This is a genomic window from Methanomethylovorans sp., assembly GCF_041305605.1.
Taxonomy (GTDB): domain Archaea; phylum Halobacteriota; class Methanosarcinia; order Methanosarcinales; family Methanosarcinaceae; genus Methanomethylovorans.
This window is the reverse complement of sequence record NZ_JBFYLB010000039.1, coordinates 1-14,929: the sequence shown is the minus strand read 5'-3', so window position 1 is coordinate 14,929 and position 14,929 is coordinate 1. Positions and strand designations below refer to the sequence as shown.

Below are 14,929 nucleotides of genomic sequence, written 5' to 3'. Positions count from 1 at the left end.
CTTAGCAGTTCAGGCATCTGATATGACATTACCAGTGCAAGCATCAGAGCCACGGCAAAAACCATGGCAGTATCGAAAAGGTTAGCAACCCCCTCAAGAGGATTCCTTTCCTCTTCATCGTGCAACAGGCCGGTTCTGCGGTAACGTCTTTGCCTCATACTTTAGCCTCGATGGTGTCAAGTATATAATCTATATCTGCCATATCCTGCCAATACCATCTTTTCCTGACCTGAGTAAGGATGTAGGCCACAGCACTGGCAAAAAGACCTACGACGGTGGTAGCAAAGGCTATCATCAGATTGTGTGCAAGCTGTGCAACGTCTCCCTGGGACAAAGCAACAAGTGCCGGTCCCAAGGGTATGAGAGTACCCATTAGTCCCAGCATCGGGGCGATGTTTGTGATGATACGGGTCTGCTCAAGTCTTTTGGCCATTTTGATCTCATATTCCTGAGAGACCCATTCTATGGCAGGGATCCTGTTCTTTTCCAGATGAACTGCTGCTGCATTGGAGAAAGCAGTGACTATATAGTTCTGCTTTATATTTCTAAGAGCATCAGCTGCGGCTTTAAAATTGGATTCTTTTACATGGCTTTGTACAGTAAAGCAGGTACTTTCCAGATTCTCAATATCTCTGCTCCTTTTCGCATATTCCGAAAGGAACTCACCTATCAGTATAAGAGACAACAATGATAGCGCCACTAACAGGATGATCACAGGGTAGAGCAATGAAGAAGAAAATGTATTCATTATGTTATTGATTACAGCAAACAGGCTCATTTTTATTCACCTTTAAAACTATTGATCGCATATCCGCAAGCTATGATACCAGTCATTACAAGCAATGGCAGTATATCAAATTCCCCTCCTGTTTCAGGGATCTGGAGTTGTCTGGATTTTATGTAGGCCGGTACGAGCATGGAACCAAGCAGATAGAATATGCCCAGGAACATCATTACTGCTCCAAGATCCTCCGGTGTGCGGTGCATTTTTCTGAATAACCAGCTTGAAGATACGACTGTGATGAAGAAAACAGATCCGACCAAAACTCCTATCCTAAACCCGCTCCACCCAAGAGTGGATGCAAGTATCATACAAGACACAAACAGCGCGGTGAGGCATACAGGGCAGGGCACTGAGATGAAAAGGAAAGTGTGCCTTGAAACGTCATGTCCGCATGACCACTTTTTCTGGGTGTATATCCCTGCACCTATAAGGAGCAAGGCCACAACCACATGCAAAGTCATACCCATGCTGGTAATCATATCAAGATTGGACTGGTCCACCAATCCTATAAGGCCACCAAGTATTACAGAAATGACAAAGTAACTTGCAGCAATGATCAACACATCTCTTCTGCGGATGTTAGAAAAACCACATCCTACACCCGTTTTCAGGGCGAATATCATTATTCCCAACAGGATGCCAACGACTATAGCATAAACAGAATTCATTTTTCTCCTATCCTTTTCCTTTTTTGCGATATAATTTGTGTGCTTTAATTACCTATATTCGGTTTAAAGCAACTTACCATTGCGAATACCCAGACATATGAGATTTAAATACTGATGTTTATTCTTGATAATACCTCATATACCAATTTAGTCATTACATACGTTTTCTATTCAGATAATAACTTGCACTACTTAAGTCTTCTTATATTTTTCGGCATCCCGCAATTGTACTTAAAATATATTAATTGCATAAAAGAAAAATCTGAAAACCCTAAAACAGATTGTATAAAAATAAAATCAAAATAAATATACTCTGTTCTAAAAAAATAACTAAAAATGATTGTTATTCTTCTTCCCGAATCTGATGAACAAAGCACCTGCTTCCCTCAGTTCAGTAAGAAGGCTAGGATTTGCAAATAGAACTGTAAACTCTAACCAAAATACGAGAGATTGCAAGCCCTGGATTGAAAAAGATTTTAAAATCAATGAAGCGTCGAATATATTAACAGATGATACTAAAAAAGTGAAAAAAGAAGGTGATGTTAAAATTTATTTCTTGAACTCGGTGTAACCGCATTTGCCGCAGGAACGCCTGTCCTTATGTTCAGCAAGGAATACGCCTTCTCCGCATCTGGGACAGGCCTGATGTGTCCTTTCTATCTTGTCGCCGCTGACCTTATAATAATCTTTTACTGCCATTGTTACACCTGTTTACTCTTCCGCTTTTTCCTCTTGTGCCTCTGGCAGCTTGTTCCTTACGAGGATATGTTCTTCTTCTATCTTTTTCATACGGGCAGCATCTTCATAGATCTTTGCGTAGCCGTTGATCTTCTGCCTTCCGAAATCGTTCTTCATCCTCTGGATCACCACAAGTTCCAGTGGTACGTTCAGTAATGCTGCCATCTTGTTCTTTACATCCATCCTTGCGGGAGTGGGCCCTTCAAAAGTTACCTCGAAGTTAAGCTCACGCCTGTTAAGAAGTACATTTTTTTTATCCTCAATGATTTTAACATCCATTGAATTTCCTCCGAATATCTATCAAGTTGTTCCTGTCTTCCTGCCCATGTATCATCTTGTCCAGCAGGTCAAGGATCTCTTCCTTTTTGGATTTTGTGATATTGACAAGCACCACACCTTCATCCGGCTGCCCGTACAGCACAACCGAACCCTCGGGTGCAAGCAGTATTGCGGGCAATGCTGCAAGGTCCTCTTCGCCGCGCACGAATATTCGTACATGGTCCTTCGATCTTATCGCGTCATGGACCACATTTATCAGATCCTCGGTTATGACCCCGGGAGGATTATCCACGAATATTTCACTGAACCCTGTATGCTTTGTGCCCACCACTACGCAGGCTGACGCCGGCCCGCGTTTTGTCCGGTCATCAACGATAAGGATGTCCGGAATGATATTTGAATTGAGCAAGTGGAATGTAGTAACATCACCCACCGATATAAGTTTTGTGGGACTCCCCAGGTCTTTGGAAAGCTTGCGGATGGTGTCATCCCCGGTACCCGTGTAAAGGACACCAAAGGTCTTCCTGAACAAAGGACGCAGTTCTGAAGGCAGGCGTATTGTTTTCACCAATTACCGCACCTTCAGTGCATATCGGTCAGCTACTTTGATCTCCATTTTCTGGGCTATCTCGGAAAGTTCAGGATCCACAATGATTACCATGCCACTCCAATCACTGCTAAGGTTGCTGGAACTGCATATAAGGCACGTCTGGCCTGTCACTACCCTGTGACATTCCCTACAAACCTGTTCTGCCATGATCAAACCTCTTCCTGGGCACTGGATTTAGCCATTCTGTCCTCTTCAAGCCACTCCAGTTTACCCAGGGCATTCTGCCTCATAGTAAGACCTATCTTACTCTCCCTTGGTTCCCTTTCATTGATGCTGAGCGCAACTATCCTGGCTCTCACCCTGTCACCCTCTCCAAGGGAACGAGTTCCGGTTTTGCTCATGAGCCTGCCATTTTTCCCATCATATGACATGAAATCATCTGTGATCTGGCTAACATGTAAGAGACCATCCATAGCACCTATGCTGACAAAAGCCCCGAAATCAACGGTCTCGACAATTTCTCCTTCAACTACTTCCTGTATCATGGGTGAGAACACGATGGCATCAAAGTCCACATCATAATAAACTGCACCATCGCCCACAAGGATGTGTCCCTCACCTACTTTTTCAATTTCAGTGATCGCAACGATCGCACCTATTTGCTTATCAAGCCTGCCTTCAAGCTTCTCCCTCAGTGCATTCTTCACATTGACCTGAACATCCCCGCCCAAAAGAGTAGGAGCTACCCGGATGGTATCAGAAAGTTTCATTTTCTTGTACATGCGATAATCTCCAAAAGCCCAGTTATCCTGCTATAAACTTATTTATATGTTATAATTTTTACTATTGCTCATGACATTATTTCCAGACGAGTCCTTTGCCTGAGAGATATTACCCTGATGCCCATTTCCAACAGCCGTTTCTTCAGTCCGATATCATTTGTCAAAACGGCGGCCCCTGTATCCTGTGCAAGGGACACGATGATATCATCAGCATGTCCTTCCAGAGGAACAAGTTCACACCTCTGTGCCAGAGCCTTTCCTACTTTTGCAGCTGTCCGGTCCTGGCCCCTGGCTATTGTAACGAGTCTCTCCAGCTCATTTAGCACTGCCAGAGGAACTACGAAATGATCAAAACCCAGCCTGTGCAATTCACCGAATATGTCTACATTGAATTGCACAGGTATCATCAGAGCATTCGTGTCAATTATCACCTTCAAGACTTTATGACTCCCACACCTATCAGGCGCCATCTTGAACCGATCCTTCTGCTGATCGCCACCATTGAACCGGCACTTGCACATACCGGTCTCTTGAGCTTCACTTCGGCAACGTTCTTCCTTGCACTGGTTACCACACCTACGGTAGTGGCCGTACCGACGTTAAGCATAAGAGGCTCGCTGGTCCTGATAGAACCGATCTCTGCTTCATCGATCACACCTACTACTCGTTCAAGCAGGTTAAGCTCAAGAGTGAAAATATCGCGAGTAGGTGGTAAAGTACCGGGTTTTCCGGCTACCTGTCCCACAAGAGAATCGCTCTTAGTGATGGCAGGGTCAAGTGTAGTACCTACAGCAAGCAGTCCTCCGGGAGTGGCTTTATCTACAGCTTCCTTACCTGCAAAGATCATGGATATTTTAGTGAGTATTGGAACCCACCTGGTAGTTCCTTCACTTTCCAGTTTATAGCCGGGCCTTATCTCAAGATCTTCACCGGTAGCCAAAACGCCTTCTGTAAGAGTACCACCGATAACACCACCCCGTATCTTATCTATAGGCGTGCCTGGCTTATTGATGTCAAAGGAACGTGCAATAAGCATCTGTGCCGGTTTATCGACCTTATATTCAGGGGTTGGGATGTTCTCTTCCATAGCCTGGAGCAGAGCATCGATATTTATGTTCTGCTGAGCGGATACTGGAATGATCGGGGCGTTCTCTGCCACAGTACCTTTCACAAACCTCTTGATCTGTTTATAGTGATCTATTACCTCTTCTTTGGATACCAGATCGATCTTGTTCTGGACAATTAGAAGATTCTTGATACCTATAATGTTCAAAGCCATCAGATGTTCTTTGGTCTGTGGCTGAGGACATTCCTCGTTCGCAGCTATCACGAGAATGGCACCATCCATAATAGCCGCCCCGGAAAGCATTGTAGCCATCAGGGTCTCGTGGCCGGGAGCATCAACAAAAGAAATAGTGCGCACTTCTTCTGAAGGCTCGCCGCATCCCGGACAGGTTTCATGTACAGTATAACATTGTGGCTCGGGGCAGTTAGGGCATTTTCTGATAGTAGTATCGGCATACCCTAACCTGATAGATATTCCGCGCTTCATCTCTTCACTGTGTGTATCCGTCCACACGCCTGACAGTGCGCTCACTAAAGTGGTTTTTCCATGATCGACATGACCTACCATGCCGATATTAACACAAGGTTGACTCAATTCCTGATTTCCCTCCGATGGGCAAATAATAATAAAAGTACGTAGCAATGCTTGCAATCGGTCTAATGACCGGGTGATATTTTGCTCCAGACCGTTGTTATCATTTGGTTTCTGGTATTTAAATGATTTCAACGTTTTAGTAATATCTACGTATTAAACCTACTTATCTATAGTAGATAGAATCTAAACTCATACAGATATACAACAAATCATGTAAATATATTCTGGGTGGAACCGTATATTGAAGTACGCAAAGACATAACCAACGTCCCTGCAGCAAGAATACACCCACATCAAGCATTGTATAATATATTGTAAATATTTAGTACATAACTGATGAAAAAGTTAGGTCACAATACGACCCAACTCTCCCATCTCAATAGCTCTTCTTATTTCAAAAGCTATGCGTCTTCCGGTACTCATGTTCTTTCTCCATATGGTGTTACCATAAGGATGACCTACTGACATGTGCACATTGGTCCCGCCACCAACTCTGGGTGCAACATCATAGATGTAGAAGTTAAGGTCCTTATCAATACAGGTCTGCAGGCAGAAAGGTCCTATTACCCCCGGATCATAGTGCTTACTGGCAGCCTTAATATACTTCTCTGCCAGCATGAACACATCCTCCAGCAGAGATTCGCGCAATGTGGAAGAATTATGTCCGCATACAGTATATTCAGGGGTCAGCTGATGTTCTGCAAGAGTTATCTGCTGGGGTGCAGGCAAACGGACATGACCGTCCAGACTGGTCTCAAAACGCCAGTCTATGCCAAGGATCTCCAGTTTGCTCATTTCTTCCTCAATGGGGGAATAGAACATATCGAAATTGAACACCGGACCTATAATGTATCTCTCGATCCTCGCATTGTCCAAAGCTTCCCGCGTGATCACACCTTGCTTAAGCAGTGCTTCTGATTTCTTCAGGTACTCATCATAAGTGGCAGCCGTAAAGAAACCTCTCTCCAGCTTCTTGACAGCATGCGGGAGTTTCACTATTGACAGTTCTTCAATATCCTGAGGATCATTGATCCTTTCAGGGAAAGGAAGACCTGCCTTCTCCAAGAGCCAATAATAGTCACGGTCAATGCCCCTTTCCTCACTTCTGAGCATATTCCTGCTGCCTACGATGGGCACAGCAAAGTCGTTCTCTACCTCATCTATACCGCAGTATGAAGTAAAGGACCTGTTAGGAATGAAAAGGATGTTGTTGTCACGTAGCATCTGCTGCTTTTCAGGAAGAAGTACTTCATTGAACTTTTTCAGCATCACCATCTCATCCACAATTCCACGCCTTACTTTTCCATACGCGTCTCTCTGAGCCTTAAAATAATGAGAATAAGTTTTCTCTCTTCCCTGCTGGCATATAGCGAACGTCCGGAAATCTTCTTCCACTGCACCATCAAATACGTCCAGCGCAGAATGAGAAGCAACTGCTCCGATCTTGATCTTATCGGGATTATAATCCTGAACGATGTCTATGATCTCTTTTCTGTCTATCATCTTATACCCTCTCTTGTCTTCACACATATCAATGAACTATATAGGCTTTGTGTCGTTCCCTTTCACTTGTTCCTCATGGTTAGCTCAACAAGCCGATAATAGCTGAAGTGATAAAAGTTTCCACGACGGCTGCTATGAAAAGCAGTGGCATGATCCAATAAAAGAAGAACTTGATACCTGTGATCATTTCTTCTTTTAAGTGTACTGATTCCCCCTTAAGAGAAGCAAGTCCTTTAAGTCCCAGCCTCATACCTATGGCAGCGGAGACCACCACCATGGGTATCTCAATGATACCATGGGGCAGGAGACCGGCCACCAAGTAAACAAAACCTTGCTCCATCAAGATCTTATGACTAAAAATGCCCAGGAAATATCCATTGTACGCAATGAAAAAGAATGGCACTATACCAAGGCCAACACCAAGTACCAATATGAACAAGCTCTTAAGGGCATTATTCAGGAAAATCAGGAACATTATCTGTATCAAGGAAAGGTTTTTTAATAATTCCACCAGTCCTTCAAGCTCCTCCAGGGATTTCATAACTATGTCCGGATACATAATAGCAGCCATGTACCCAATAACTGCCGATATTACGAACAATAGGAACATGGATCCTATTTCTCTGCGAATATCCCTTATGTATTGAAGAGCTTGTTCTTTGTTGCTGACATTATGCATTTTAATCATATCCCAAAAAACATACGTATAGTGTTCCTGCATGCAGGCGAAAGGCCGAGTACAAGGATCACCATTTTCACAAAGGTCCGAAGGTTGCGGGACTCGGCATCTTCATTGAAATTAGTATCTATTATGTATAACACGGGAATAAAGATGGCCAGTTTCAACGGATACATCACAAATGCTGTCCCCGTAAGATCAATGAGATAAGAAGGCAGTACATGCTTTTCATAGTATCCCAGCATATCGACTCCTATGAAAGTGGAGGAAGCATCCAGCATGTGAGCTCCGAGTATAGATATGTTCAACCTGTCAGTAAGTATTCCAAAACCTACCTGCTTTGCTATAAAGTAAACAGCTAACGTGACTAATGTTCCCAGGCCAAGGATATAGATCAGTATCATGGGAAGAACTGCCGTTTGAATGCTGAGGAGCAACACTATATTGAAAACGAACCAGAGAATGCCCATGGATGCGAAAATAGTTTCCATGCTCTTTCCGGTCCATTTTTTACTGATCAATTTAGCTATGATGAGACATCCCAGCGTTATAAAGAATACCACAAAATAGATAATAGGAGTTATTAGGAGCAAGCTGAAAGGTTGTTGTATGGCTCCTGCGTCTTCAAGGACCCGCATGGAAGATCCGGCAAGCACAAAGGGCACTATTGCCGCTATAAACCTGTTATCTGCCTGTATGTCCAGTTTTTTAAGTAGTTTGACAACTGCAAATATGCATAATCCAAGTATTATGGCCCATGTAAGGGTGTTAACGATGTTATAACCTTCATCATGCAGGATAGGGTCTATATAATATGTGTTTATAAATCCTGAAACCTTATCTATATACGAAGTCATTGAACCTCAAATGTTTATGCGATGCTACAGGAATATCCTTAATAGAATTAATGTTTAATAACTTCTGTCATCGGGAACATTCCAACTATATTCAAGTATCTAATTTAATCACAAACTTTCGCAGGTATTCAAGTGATCCCACCCAGAGAAGAGCACACCAAATGGATGCAATTACCCAGAGATATAGTAATAGGACACGGGGTTATCAGAGATGTAAAAAGTGTCTGTGATGACCTTAAGTTAGGAAACAATCCCCTTATAGTGACAGGAAAGCATACCCGGGATATAGCCGGAGATATCGTATATGACATCCTTGCAGATGCAGGGGTCGATCCAAGTGTAACTACTGTTAAATCAGCTACAACAGAAGAAGTTGAACGTGTGAAGGAAATGGCCGTATATAATAATTCCAATTACCTATTGGGGGTTGGCAGCGGCAAATCCATAGATGTGGCTAAACTGGCGGCCACAGAACTGAACCTTCCATTTATTAGTGTCCCAACAGCAGCTTCACATGACGGTATAGTCTCTTCCCGGGCTTCCATACATGATGGAAAAAGGGTCACATCCGTAGAAGCAAATGCTCCCATGGCAGTCATTGCAGATACAGAGATCATCGCAAATGCCCCATACAGGTTGCTTGCATCTGGCTGCGCAGACATCATCTCAAATTACACTGCGGTGAGCGACTGGGAACTGGCTTACAGACTGAGGAACGAGCCATTCAGTGAATATGCGGCCGCTCTTTCACGGATGACAGCAAAAATAGTGCTCGACTCCGTTGATTCTATAAAACCGGAGCTTGAAAGTTCAGTAAGGATAGTGGTCAAGGCACTGGTATCAAGTGGTGTTGCCATGAGCATTGCAGGATCATCAAGACCTGCTTCAGGATCCGAGCATATGTTCAGCCATGCCCTGGATATGGTAGCCCCGAAACCTGCACTGCATGGGGAACAGTGTGGCGTGGGAACTATCATGATGATGTACCTGCACGGAGGCGACTGGGAACGCATCAGGAACGGACTGAAAAAACTGCATGCTCCCACTACTGCTGCAGAGCTGTGCATTGAAGATAAATATATATTGGAGGCTCTGCTTCTAGCACATACAATTCGTCCGGAAAGATATACAATACTCGGTTCAGGCCTTACCCCAGAAGCAGCCGAGAGAGTGGCAAAGATTACTAAAGTAATAGAGTAATTATATAATTCAGATTCAGGTGTGTGATGATATGGTCGAGGTAGATACTACAATAACTCTTATTGGATCACGGCTCGCTAAAGAAGGCATGGAATTCATATTCGAGGGTGAGTCTAATGAGTGCAATAAATGTAAACTCAAGAACACATGCTTAAACCTTGAGAAGGGACGCAGGTATAAAGTTGTTAAGATAAAAACCCCTTCGGTACATGAATGTTTCCTTCATGACGGCGGAGTAATAGCAGTAGAAGTCGTGAAATCTCCCGTAGTAGCAATTCTGGATTCCAGGAAAGCCATCAAAGGTGCCAAGATCAGCTACGAACCCCCTAAATGCAGGGACGTTCCAGATGATATGTACGACTTATTCTTCCCGGAAGGACTGCGTACCGGAGACAAGTGTACTATAACTAATATACTGGAAAACATTGAAGATGATAATATCTGTGCCTCTCCCCTGAAGAAGGTAGAGTTACAGTTATAAGATTTTAACTGAGATTAATGCGAATGTCTTTTATACTACTAGCAGAATGCTAAGAACATAGCGTAACCTAAAAAGAGGTGTTTGATGTCTGATACGGAAACAGAGATCCTTTCCCATGATTTTTATACCCGGGAACGATGGAACAACTGGATAAACCAGGTCAAAGAAAGCGGTTTTGAGTTCAAGGAATCTGATGAACCACAGGATAAGGACAGTGCGGTTTTCATCAACATGGAAGATGACATCATCCTTGCATGCCTGAAAGTAGTAGCTAAGTTCGAAAAGAATCTCATCTCCGCAGAATCTGCTTTCCATTTGATCTCTCAGATAAAGGATATATCCCTTGCAGAAATTGATCATATATCCGATGATATTGACATGATGATAGCTTCAATGCAGACCTCTTTTATGGGAACTTTTGCTGCCTTTGAATGCTACATCGGGCAGGACTATAATAAGAAGGCAAGAATACCCACTCTGCTGAAACAGGCACTTGAAGCAGAGGCATCAGACAGTATAGAGATCTCACTGGATAAGGTGGCACAGATAGGTGCATTGATCATCAACGGACGTAAGTTACCGGATGATATAATGGAAGACATCCCATACGGATTTGTAGCTGAGTGGATGGATGGAATTGATTCCATTGCCGCTGCCATGGTGGGAAGTGACAGTTACAAGAACGATGAAGCTGATGACGAAAGCTGAGCTTACGCTTATCCTTAGAATGTGAATTTGACCCGGACCGGCCAATCTTTTTCTTTTCGTGTTTGGGTCATCGTTGCACTTATCTATTGTTAAGTACTTTTTCCGGGTATGCACTGTTACCTTGCCGACCCTGCCATAAAGAATGTAGCTGTCCTCGATATGACACATGGTGGTGCTATCATTGCCCGCAAGCTCAAAGAGCTTGAGTTCAATGTGACAGGCGTGGATGTTTATGGAACACTCTCCTCTGATCAATGCAATGCTCTGGAAGCGAATGGTATCCAGGTGGTGGAAAAGAACTGCATCGTTGAAGGTTTTGATCTGATAGTAAGCCCTGTGCATCTATATCCGTACCATATCATGCTTCAGCAAGTAAAGGAAAAGCACATTCCTTTAATATCTCATCACAGAGCTGTAGGAGAGATATTGTCATTTACAGATACTGGCGACTATCCGCTTATCATCGAAGTTACAGGTACTAAAGCGAAGACAAGTACCGCATCCCTGCTGGCGGATATGATCTCAAGGGAACTTACTGTTGTACTGCACACTTCCAGAGGGCTGGAGCTATGGGAAGACAGTGTGTGCCAGCTGATCCATAAAGGCTTGAGTATTGCTCCGGGGAGCATACTGCAGGCGATGGATATTGCAGGGTCGCTCGGCAAAAAGATAGAAGCATACATCTTCGAGATATCCCTTGGAGTTACAGGATGTGGAAACTTAGGCGTGATCACAACCCTGGACATGGATTACATGATAGCCGGTAAAACGTCAAACGCAAGTGAAGCAAAGATAAAGTCTCTGCTCAGTTATCCCGAAGATGCGCTCATTGTACTCAATAGTAACTGCAGAAAAGCATTGGAGAAATTGAACCGACCACTTGCATCAAAACACATCAGGACCTTTGGCATCCGGGATGAGAGCGAAGGTGCAACTCCAGATATTGACTATTGCCTGGGAATGCAGAATGATAATTTTTCCATTGCATGCAGGGAAGAAGAAATTGAAGTTTACCTCGCTGATGGATATGATGCAAGGTCATACATAACAGCTTTTGCTGCATCCTGTGTGGCAGCCCTTGAAGTGGGAGTACCATGTGAAACGGTGCGAGAAGTGATACAGCAGTTCAGAGGTTTGCAGGGCAGGATGCAGGAGATGGTGGCAGAGAACATAAGGATTATGGATAACTCTAACTCAGGCATGGACATCGTTTCAGTGGAAAAAGCACTTGACATGTGCTTGAAAAGAAAGCCAAGGGTGATCATGGTGCTTGGTGAAGAGGCTGCACAGGTATGTGAGGGACTGCCACCGGAAGATGTTGCCGATCTGCTCGGGCGCAGGCTGGTGGAGATGGATGAGCTGATACTTGTGGGCGAGAGGATGAAGCCCCTGGCAACTGGAAATATCCGGTACGTAGAGAACTTTGATATTGGAAAGACATGTGCAATGGAACTTGCCAGAAAAAAGGGTCCTTCTGAAATCATTATTGCTCTGTGTGTGAAGTGCTTCCGGTGAAAATGTGGAGCTTGTTCCATAAAATAGCCCTTTTATATCAGAAGGCTGTAGTATATGCAAAAATGACATTTGACTAAGTGTAAAAAATCATACTTCTTGAAGTAAATATCATAACGATCATAGGACACCATGGAGAATAGCATGGCTGCAAAGGACATATCTATAATACACCCCAGACCGAGTTCGATAGTTGCTGCATTGTACACCCTTAGGGATCTGAATGTGGATGTTGCCATATTGCATGGACCACCGGGATGTTCTTTTAAACATGCAAGGCTCTTAGAGGAAGATGGGATACATGTAGTTACCACAGCCCTAGACGAGAACGGTTTCGTTTTTGGGGGGCGTAGGGAGCTTTCTTCTGTGCTTGAAAAGGTCAATGAGATGTTTCACCCGAAGTTGATAGGTGTTGTTGGGACATGCGCCAGCATGATCATTGGCGAGGAACTGCATGAGCCGGTGATGGATGCCGACCTTGATGTGCCGGTCATAGAGGTTGAGGTGCATGCGGGGTATGCAAATAATACCAAGGGTGTGCTGCTTACACTGGAATCCGCTCTGGACGTAGGCGTTATAGACAGAGAGGAGTTCGAGCGCCAGAAAGTGCTCCTGGAAGAGGCAACGGAAGTGGAAAAACGTCATGGTGCCGCCAGTAAGGAATACCTGGCCCCTTCAAGAGGAGACCTGAAGTACAAGGTGGCGCAGCGCATCATCGAATTGCTGCGGGAAGGAAAGAAAGGTCTTGTGATAATGAACGCCAAGAAGGAAACGGGCTATATGTTCGCTGACATCACAGTGGCTATACATGAAGTTGCATCCCTGCTGGGAGTTTCCGCAAATGTAGTTAACATGGCAAACCTGGATAAATTACTGGGCTTGCCACGGGTAAGGGGCCATGCACTCAATATTATGAACGATCTGAAAGAAAAAGGTGTCCAGGTACACGAGATCACAGGAGGGCTGGACGAATATCCCATTGCAGGCACTGTGGTTGACGACCTGATAGTTAAGAAATATGCGGATTATGATTTTGCTGTGATCACCGGCGTTCCTCATGCAATACCCATGGATCATATCAGCAACATGGAACTCATTTCAGTTACAAATGGCCCCCGTCAGGTGCTGCCCCTGAAGGAAATGGGTCACAAACACGTAGTGGTGGAGATAGACCTGCATCCAAAGACGCTGGGAGTGAACCACATCGTGGAGTCCGAACTGGGTGCTACCTTGCGGGAGATGGCAAGAGAAATGCTCGATGGTTCTGCATGAGGCGATGTAAATGGAAAAACAGAAACGTATAGCCATCTATGGAAAGGGCGGCATTGGCAAATCGAGCACTGCATCCAATGTTGCTGCCGCATGCGCCGAGGAAGGATATAAGGTAATGATCATCGGATGCGACCCCAAGAGTGATTCATCCATTACGCTTCTGGGCGGCAGACGAATACCCACCATCCTGGACCTGCTCAGGCAGGGTGTGAAAGTAAAGGAAGAGGACATTGTTTTCCACGGATACAGGGATGTCAGATGCGTGGAAGTGGGTGGTCCTGAACCGGGTATTGGATGTGCCGGGCGCGGCATCATCGTGGCCATCAAAACTCTGCGGGATATGTGCAAGGAAATGGATGATATGGACCTTATCATCTATGACGTACCCGGAGATATCGTATGCGGTGGCTTTGTAGCTCCCATCAAGAAAGGGCTTGTGAACGATGCGTACGTGTTGACATCGGGAGAATACATGCCCCTGTACGCTGCAAATAATATCTGCAAGGGGCTTAGCAAGATCGATACCCGTCTGAGCGGTATCATCTGCAACTCGCGAAGTGTTACAAGGGAAGAGGAGATCGTGCGCAGGTTCGCCGAGGAGATAGGCAGCAAGCTGGTTGCTTTCATTCCCAAAGAGCAGATCGTGCAGGATTGTGAAAGGGATGGTTTCTCGGTGCTTGAAAAAGCTCCTGGTTCGGATATTGCGCAGGTGTACCGTGAGCTTGCCCGGGCGATCATGTCAAATTCTGATTCCGCGCTGCCAACGTCACTGGATGATGAAAGGCTAAGGGAACTTACACGCTGATCCACATGACCACTTCCACCAACATGCGACCCTTAGAGACCGGTCAGGAGAAACACATTCCCAGAGTGCTTATCTCTGCCGGAAGTTCGTCTTCCGGTAAGACCACTGTTACCATTGGTCTTCTGGCTGCCCTGTCAAAAGCCGGATACAAGGTGCAGCCATTTAAGGTGGGGCTGGATTACATCGACCCGAGCTACTATTCAGAGATCACCGGGCGCAGAGCGCGGAACATCGATGGCTATCTTATGGACGAGGAGAGGGTGCGCGATGTGTTCCTGCACGGGTGTGAAGTGGATGGAGAGGCTGATATTGCCATAATCGAGGGTGTGCGGGGGCTGTATGAGGGCCTGGAGAGCTTAAGTGATATCGGCAGTACTGCGCAGATAGCGAAGATCCTGAACTGTGCAGTCATCCTTGTACTGAACGCACGCAGCATTACCCGTTCGGCTGC

20 protein-coding genes are annotated in these 14,929 nt (G+C 44.9%); 7 read left to right on the top strand and 13 right to left on the bottom strand.

Translation table 11 applies throughout. The annotated features are described in order from the left end of the window. The 13 genes from ACCM36_RS02670 to ACCM36_RS02610 all read right to left on the bottom strand — a co-directional run. Window positions 1-158 (bottom strand): DUF2149 domain-containing protein (locus ACCM36_RS02670; protein ID WP_370572179.1); only part of this gene is annotated, 158 nt, incomplete at its 3' end. After that, the gene (locus tag ACCM36_RS02665; RefSeq protein ID WP_370572178.1) at window positions 155-778 is read right to left on the bottom strand and encodes a MotA/TolQ/ExbB proton channel family protein; all 624 of its coding nucleotides are present in this window, start codon (window positions 776-778) and stop codon (window positions 155-157) included. The genes ACCM36_RS02670 and ACCM36_RS02665, both read right to left, overlap by 4 nt. Before the next feature lie 2 nt (window positions 779-780). Next, window positions 781-1,452, bottom strand: coding sequence for a DUF2162 domain-containing protein (locus ACCM36_RS02660; RefSeq protein WP_370572177.1), 672 nt, complete (start codon window positions 1,450-1,452; stop codon window positions 781-783). A gap of 549 nt (window positions 1,453-2,001) precedes the next feature. Continuing rightward, window positions 2,002-2,151, bottom strand: a complete 150-nt coding sequence (locus ACCM36_RS02655) for a 30S ribosomal protein S27ae (protein ID WP_370572176.1) — start codon at window positions 2,149-2,151, stop codon at window positions 2,002-2,004. Window positions 2,152-2,163: 12 nt separating this feature from the next. Continuing rightward, entirely contained in the window at window positions 2,164-2,469 is a 306-nt protein-coding gene (locus ACCM36_RS02650; RefSeq protein ID WP_370572175.1) for a 30S ribosomal protein S24e, read from the bottom strand. Beyond that, a complete protein-coding gene (locus tag ACCM36_RS02645; protein WP_370572173.1) occupies window positions 2,459-3,040 on the bottom strand; it encodes a GTP-dependent dephospho-CoA kinase family protein in 582 nt (193 codons plus the stop codon). Before ACCM36_RS02645 ends, ACCM36_RS02650 begins: the two co-directional genes overlap by 11 nt. Next, entirely contained in the window at window positions 3,041-3,226 is a 186-nt protein-coding gene (spt4, locus tag ACCM36_RS02640) for a transcription elongation factor subunit Spt4 (protein ID WP_370572171.1), read from the bottom strand. Between the two features lie 2 nt (window positions 3,227-3,228). After that, window positions 3,229-3,801 (bottom strand): DNA-directed RNA polymerase, encoded by a 573-nt coding sequence (locus ACCM36_RS02635; RefSeq protein ID WP_370572170.1) that lies wholly within the window; start codon window positions 3,799-3,801, stop codon window positions 3,229-3,231. A gap of 68 nt (window positions 3,802-3,869) precedes the next feature. Continuing rightward, window positions 3,870-4,238, bottom strand: coding sequence for a DNA-binding protein (locus ACCM36_RS02630; RefSeq protein WP_370572169.1), 369 nt, complete (start codon window positions 4,236-4,238; stop codon window positions 3,870-3,872). Next, the gene (locus ACCM36_RS02625; RefSeq protein WP_370572168.1) at window positions 4,235-5,461 is read right to left on the bottom strand and encodes a translation initiation factor IF-2 subunit gamma; all 1,227 of its coding nucleotides are present in this window, start codon (window positions 5,459-5,461) and stop codon (window positions 4,235-4,237) included. Before ACCM36_RS02625 ends, ACCM36_RS02630 begins: the two co-directional genes overlap by 4 nt. A gap of 345 nt (window positions 5,462-5,806) precedes the next feature. Beyond that, complete coding sequence (locus tag ACCM36_RS02620) at window positions 5,807-6,964, bottom strand: formate--phosphoribosylaminoimidazolecarboxamide ligase family protein (RefSeq protein ID WP_370572167.1); 1,158 nt, start codon at window positions 6,962-6,964, stop codon at window positions 5,807-5,809. Window positions 6,965-7,043: 79 nt separating this feature from the next. Continuing rightward, window positions 7,044-7,643, bottom strand: a complete 600-nt coding sequence (locus ACCM36_RS02615; protein ID WP_370572166.1) for a stage II sporulation protein M — start codon at window positions 7,641-7,643, stop codon at window positions 7,044-7,046. A gap of 5 nt (window positions 7,644-7,648) precedes the next feature. Continuing rightward, window positions 7,649-8,500 (bottom strand): DUF63 family protein, encoded by an 852-nt coding sequence (locus ACCM36_RS02610; RefSeq protein ID WP_370572165.1) that lies wholly within the window; start codon window positions 8,498-8,500, stop codon window positions 7,649-7,651. Between the two features lie 132 nt (window positions 8,501-8,632). On the opposite strand from ACCM36_RS02610, the gene ACCM36_RS02605 reads away from it, so the two are divergent. From ACCM36_RS02605 to ACCM36_RS02575, 7 genes are all read left to right on the top strand, one after another. After that, on the top strand, window positions 8,633-9,700 hold the full coding sequence (locus ACCM36_RS02605; RefSeq protein WP_370572164.1) for an NAD(P)-dependent glycerol-1-phosphate dehydrogenase: 1,068 nt from the start codon (window positions 8,633-8,635) through the stop codon (window positions 9,698-9,700). A gap of 31 nt (window positions 9,701-9,731) precedes the next feature. Beyond that, window positions 9,732-10,181, top strand: a complete 450-nt coding sequence (locus ACCM36_RS02600) for a UPF0179 family protein (RefSeq protein WP_370572163.1) — start codon at window positions 9,732-9,734, stop codon at window positions 10,179-10,181. 84 nt (window positions 10,182-10,265) lie between these two features. Further along, window positions 10,266-10,889, top strand: a complete 624-nt coding sequence (locus ACCM36_RS02595; protein ID WP_370572162.1) for a DUF2150 family protein — start codon at window positions 10,266-10,268, stop codon at window positions 10,887-10,889. A 108-nt stretch (window positions 10,890-10,997) separates the two neighbouring features. Continuing rightward, window positions 10,998-12,404, top strand: a complete 1,407-nt coding sequence (gene cfbE / locus ACCM36_RS02590) for a coenzyme F430 synthase (RefSeq protein ID WP_370572161.1) — start codon at window positions 10,998-11,000, stop codon at window positions 12,402-12,404. Window positions 12,405-12,545: 141 nt separating this feature from the next. Next, window positions 12,546-13,673 (top strand): Ni-sirohydrochlorin a,c-diamide reductive cyclase catalytic subunit, encoded by a 1,128-nt coding sequence (gene cfbD / locus ACCM36_RS02585; protein WP_370572160.1) that lies wholly within the window; start codon window positions 12,546-12,548, stop codon window positions 13,671-13,673. 10 nt (window positions 13,674-13,683) lie between these two features. After that, complete coding sequence (gene cfbC, locus ACCM36_RS02580; RefSeq protein WP_370572159.1) at window positions 13,684-14,478, top strand: Ni-sirohydrochlorin a,c-diamide reductive cyclase ATP-dependent reductase subunit; 795 nt, start codon at window positions 13,684-13,686, stop codon at window positions 14,476-14,478. 5 nt (window positions 14,479-14,483) lie between these two features. Further along, a partial coding sequence (locus ACCM36_RS02575) for an AAA family ATPase (RefSeq protein WP_370572158.1) occupies window positions 14,484-14,929 on the top strand: 446 nt, incomplete at its 3' end.

Coding starts and splice junctions, on each gene's coding strand:
- ACCM36_RS02600 (WP_370572163.1), top strand. CDS start 9,732: ATGGTCGAGGTAGATACTACAATAACTCTTATTGGATCACGGCTCGCT.
- ACCM36_RS02655 (WP_370572176.1), bottom strand. CDS start 2,151: ATGGCAGTAAAAGATTATTATAAGGTCAGCGGCGACAAGATAGAAAGG.
- cfbD (WP_370572160.1), top strand. CDS start 12,546: ATGGCTGCAAAGGACATATCTATAATACACCCCAGACCGAGTTCGATA.
- ACCM36_RS02665 (WP_370572178.1), bottom strand. CDS start 778: ATGAGCCTGTTTGCTGTAATCAATAACATAATGAATACATTTTCTTCT.
- ACCM36_RS02610 (WP_370572165.1), bottom strand. CDS start 8,500: ATGACTTCGTATATAGATAAGGTTTCAGGATTTATAAACACATATTAT.
- ACCM36_RS02635 (WP_370572170.1), bottom strand. CDS start 3,801: ATGTACAAGAAAATGAAACTTTCTGATACCATCCGGGTAGCTCCTACT.
- cfbC (WP_370572159.1), top strand. CDS start 13,684: ATGGAAAAACAGAAACGTATAGCCATCTATGGAAAGGGCGGCATTGGC.
- ACCM36_RS02620 (WP_370572167.1), bottom strand. CDS start 6,964: ATGATAGACAGAAAAGAGATCATAGACATCGTTCAGGATTATAATCCC.
- spt4 (WP_370572171.1), bottom strand. CDS start 3,226: ATGGCAGAACAGGTTTGTAGGGAATGTCACAGGGTAGTGACAGGCCAG.
- ACCM36_RS02615 (WP_370572166.1), bottom strand. CDS start 7,643: ATGCATAATGTCAGCAACAAAGAACAAGCTCTTCAATACATAAGGGAT.
- cfbE (WP_370572161.1), top strand. CDS start 10,998: ATGCACTGTTACCTTGCCGACCCTGCCATAAAGAATGTAGCTGTCCTC.
- ACCM36_RS02595 (WP_370572162.1), top strand. CDS start 10,266: ATGTCTGATACGGAAACAGAGATCCTTTCCCATGATTTTTATACCCGG.
- ACCM36_RS02660 (WP_370572177.1), bottom strand. CDS start 1,452: ATGAATTCTGTTTATGCTATAGTCGTTGGCATCCTGTTGGGAATAATG.
- ACCM36_RS02650 (WP_370572175.1), bottom strand. CDS start 2,469: ATGGATGTTAAAATCATTGAGGATAAAAAAAATGTACTTCTTAACAGG.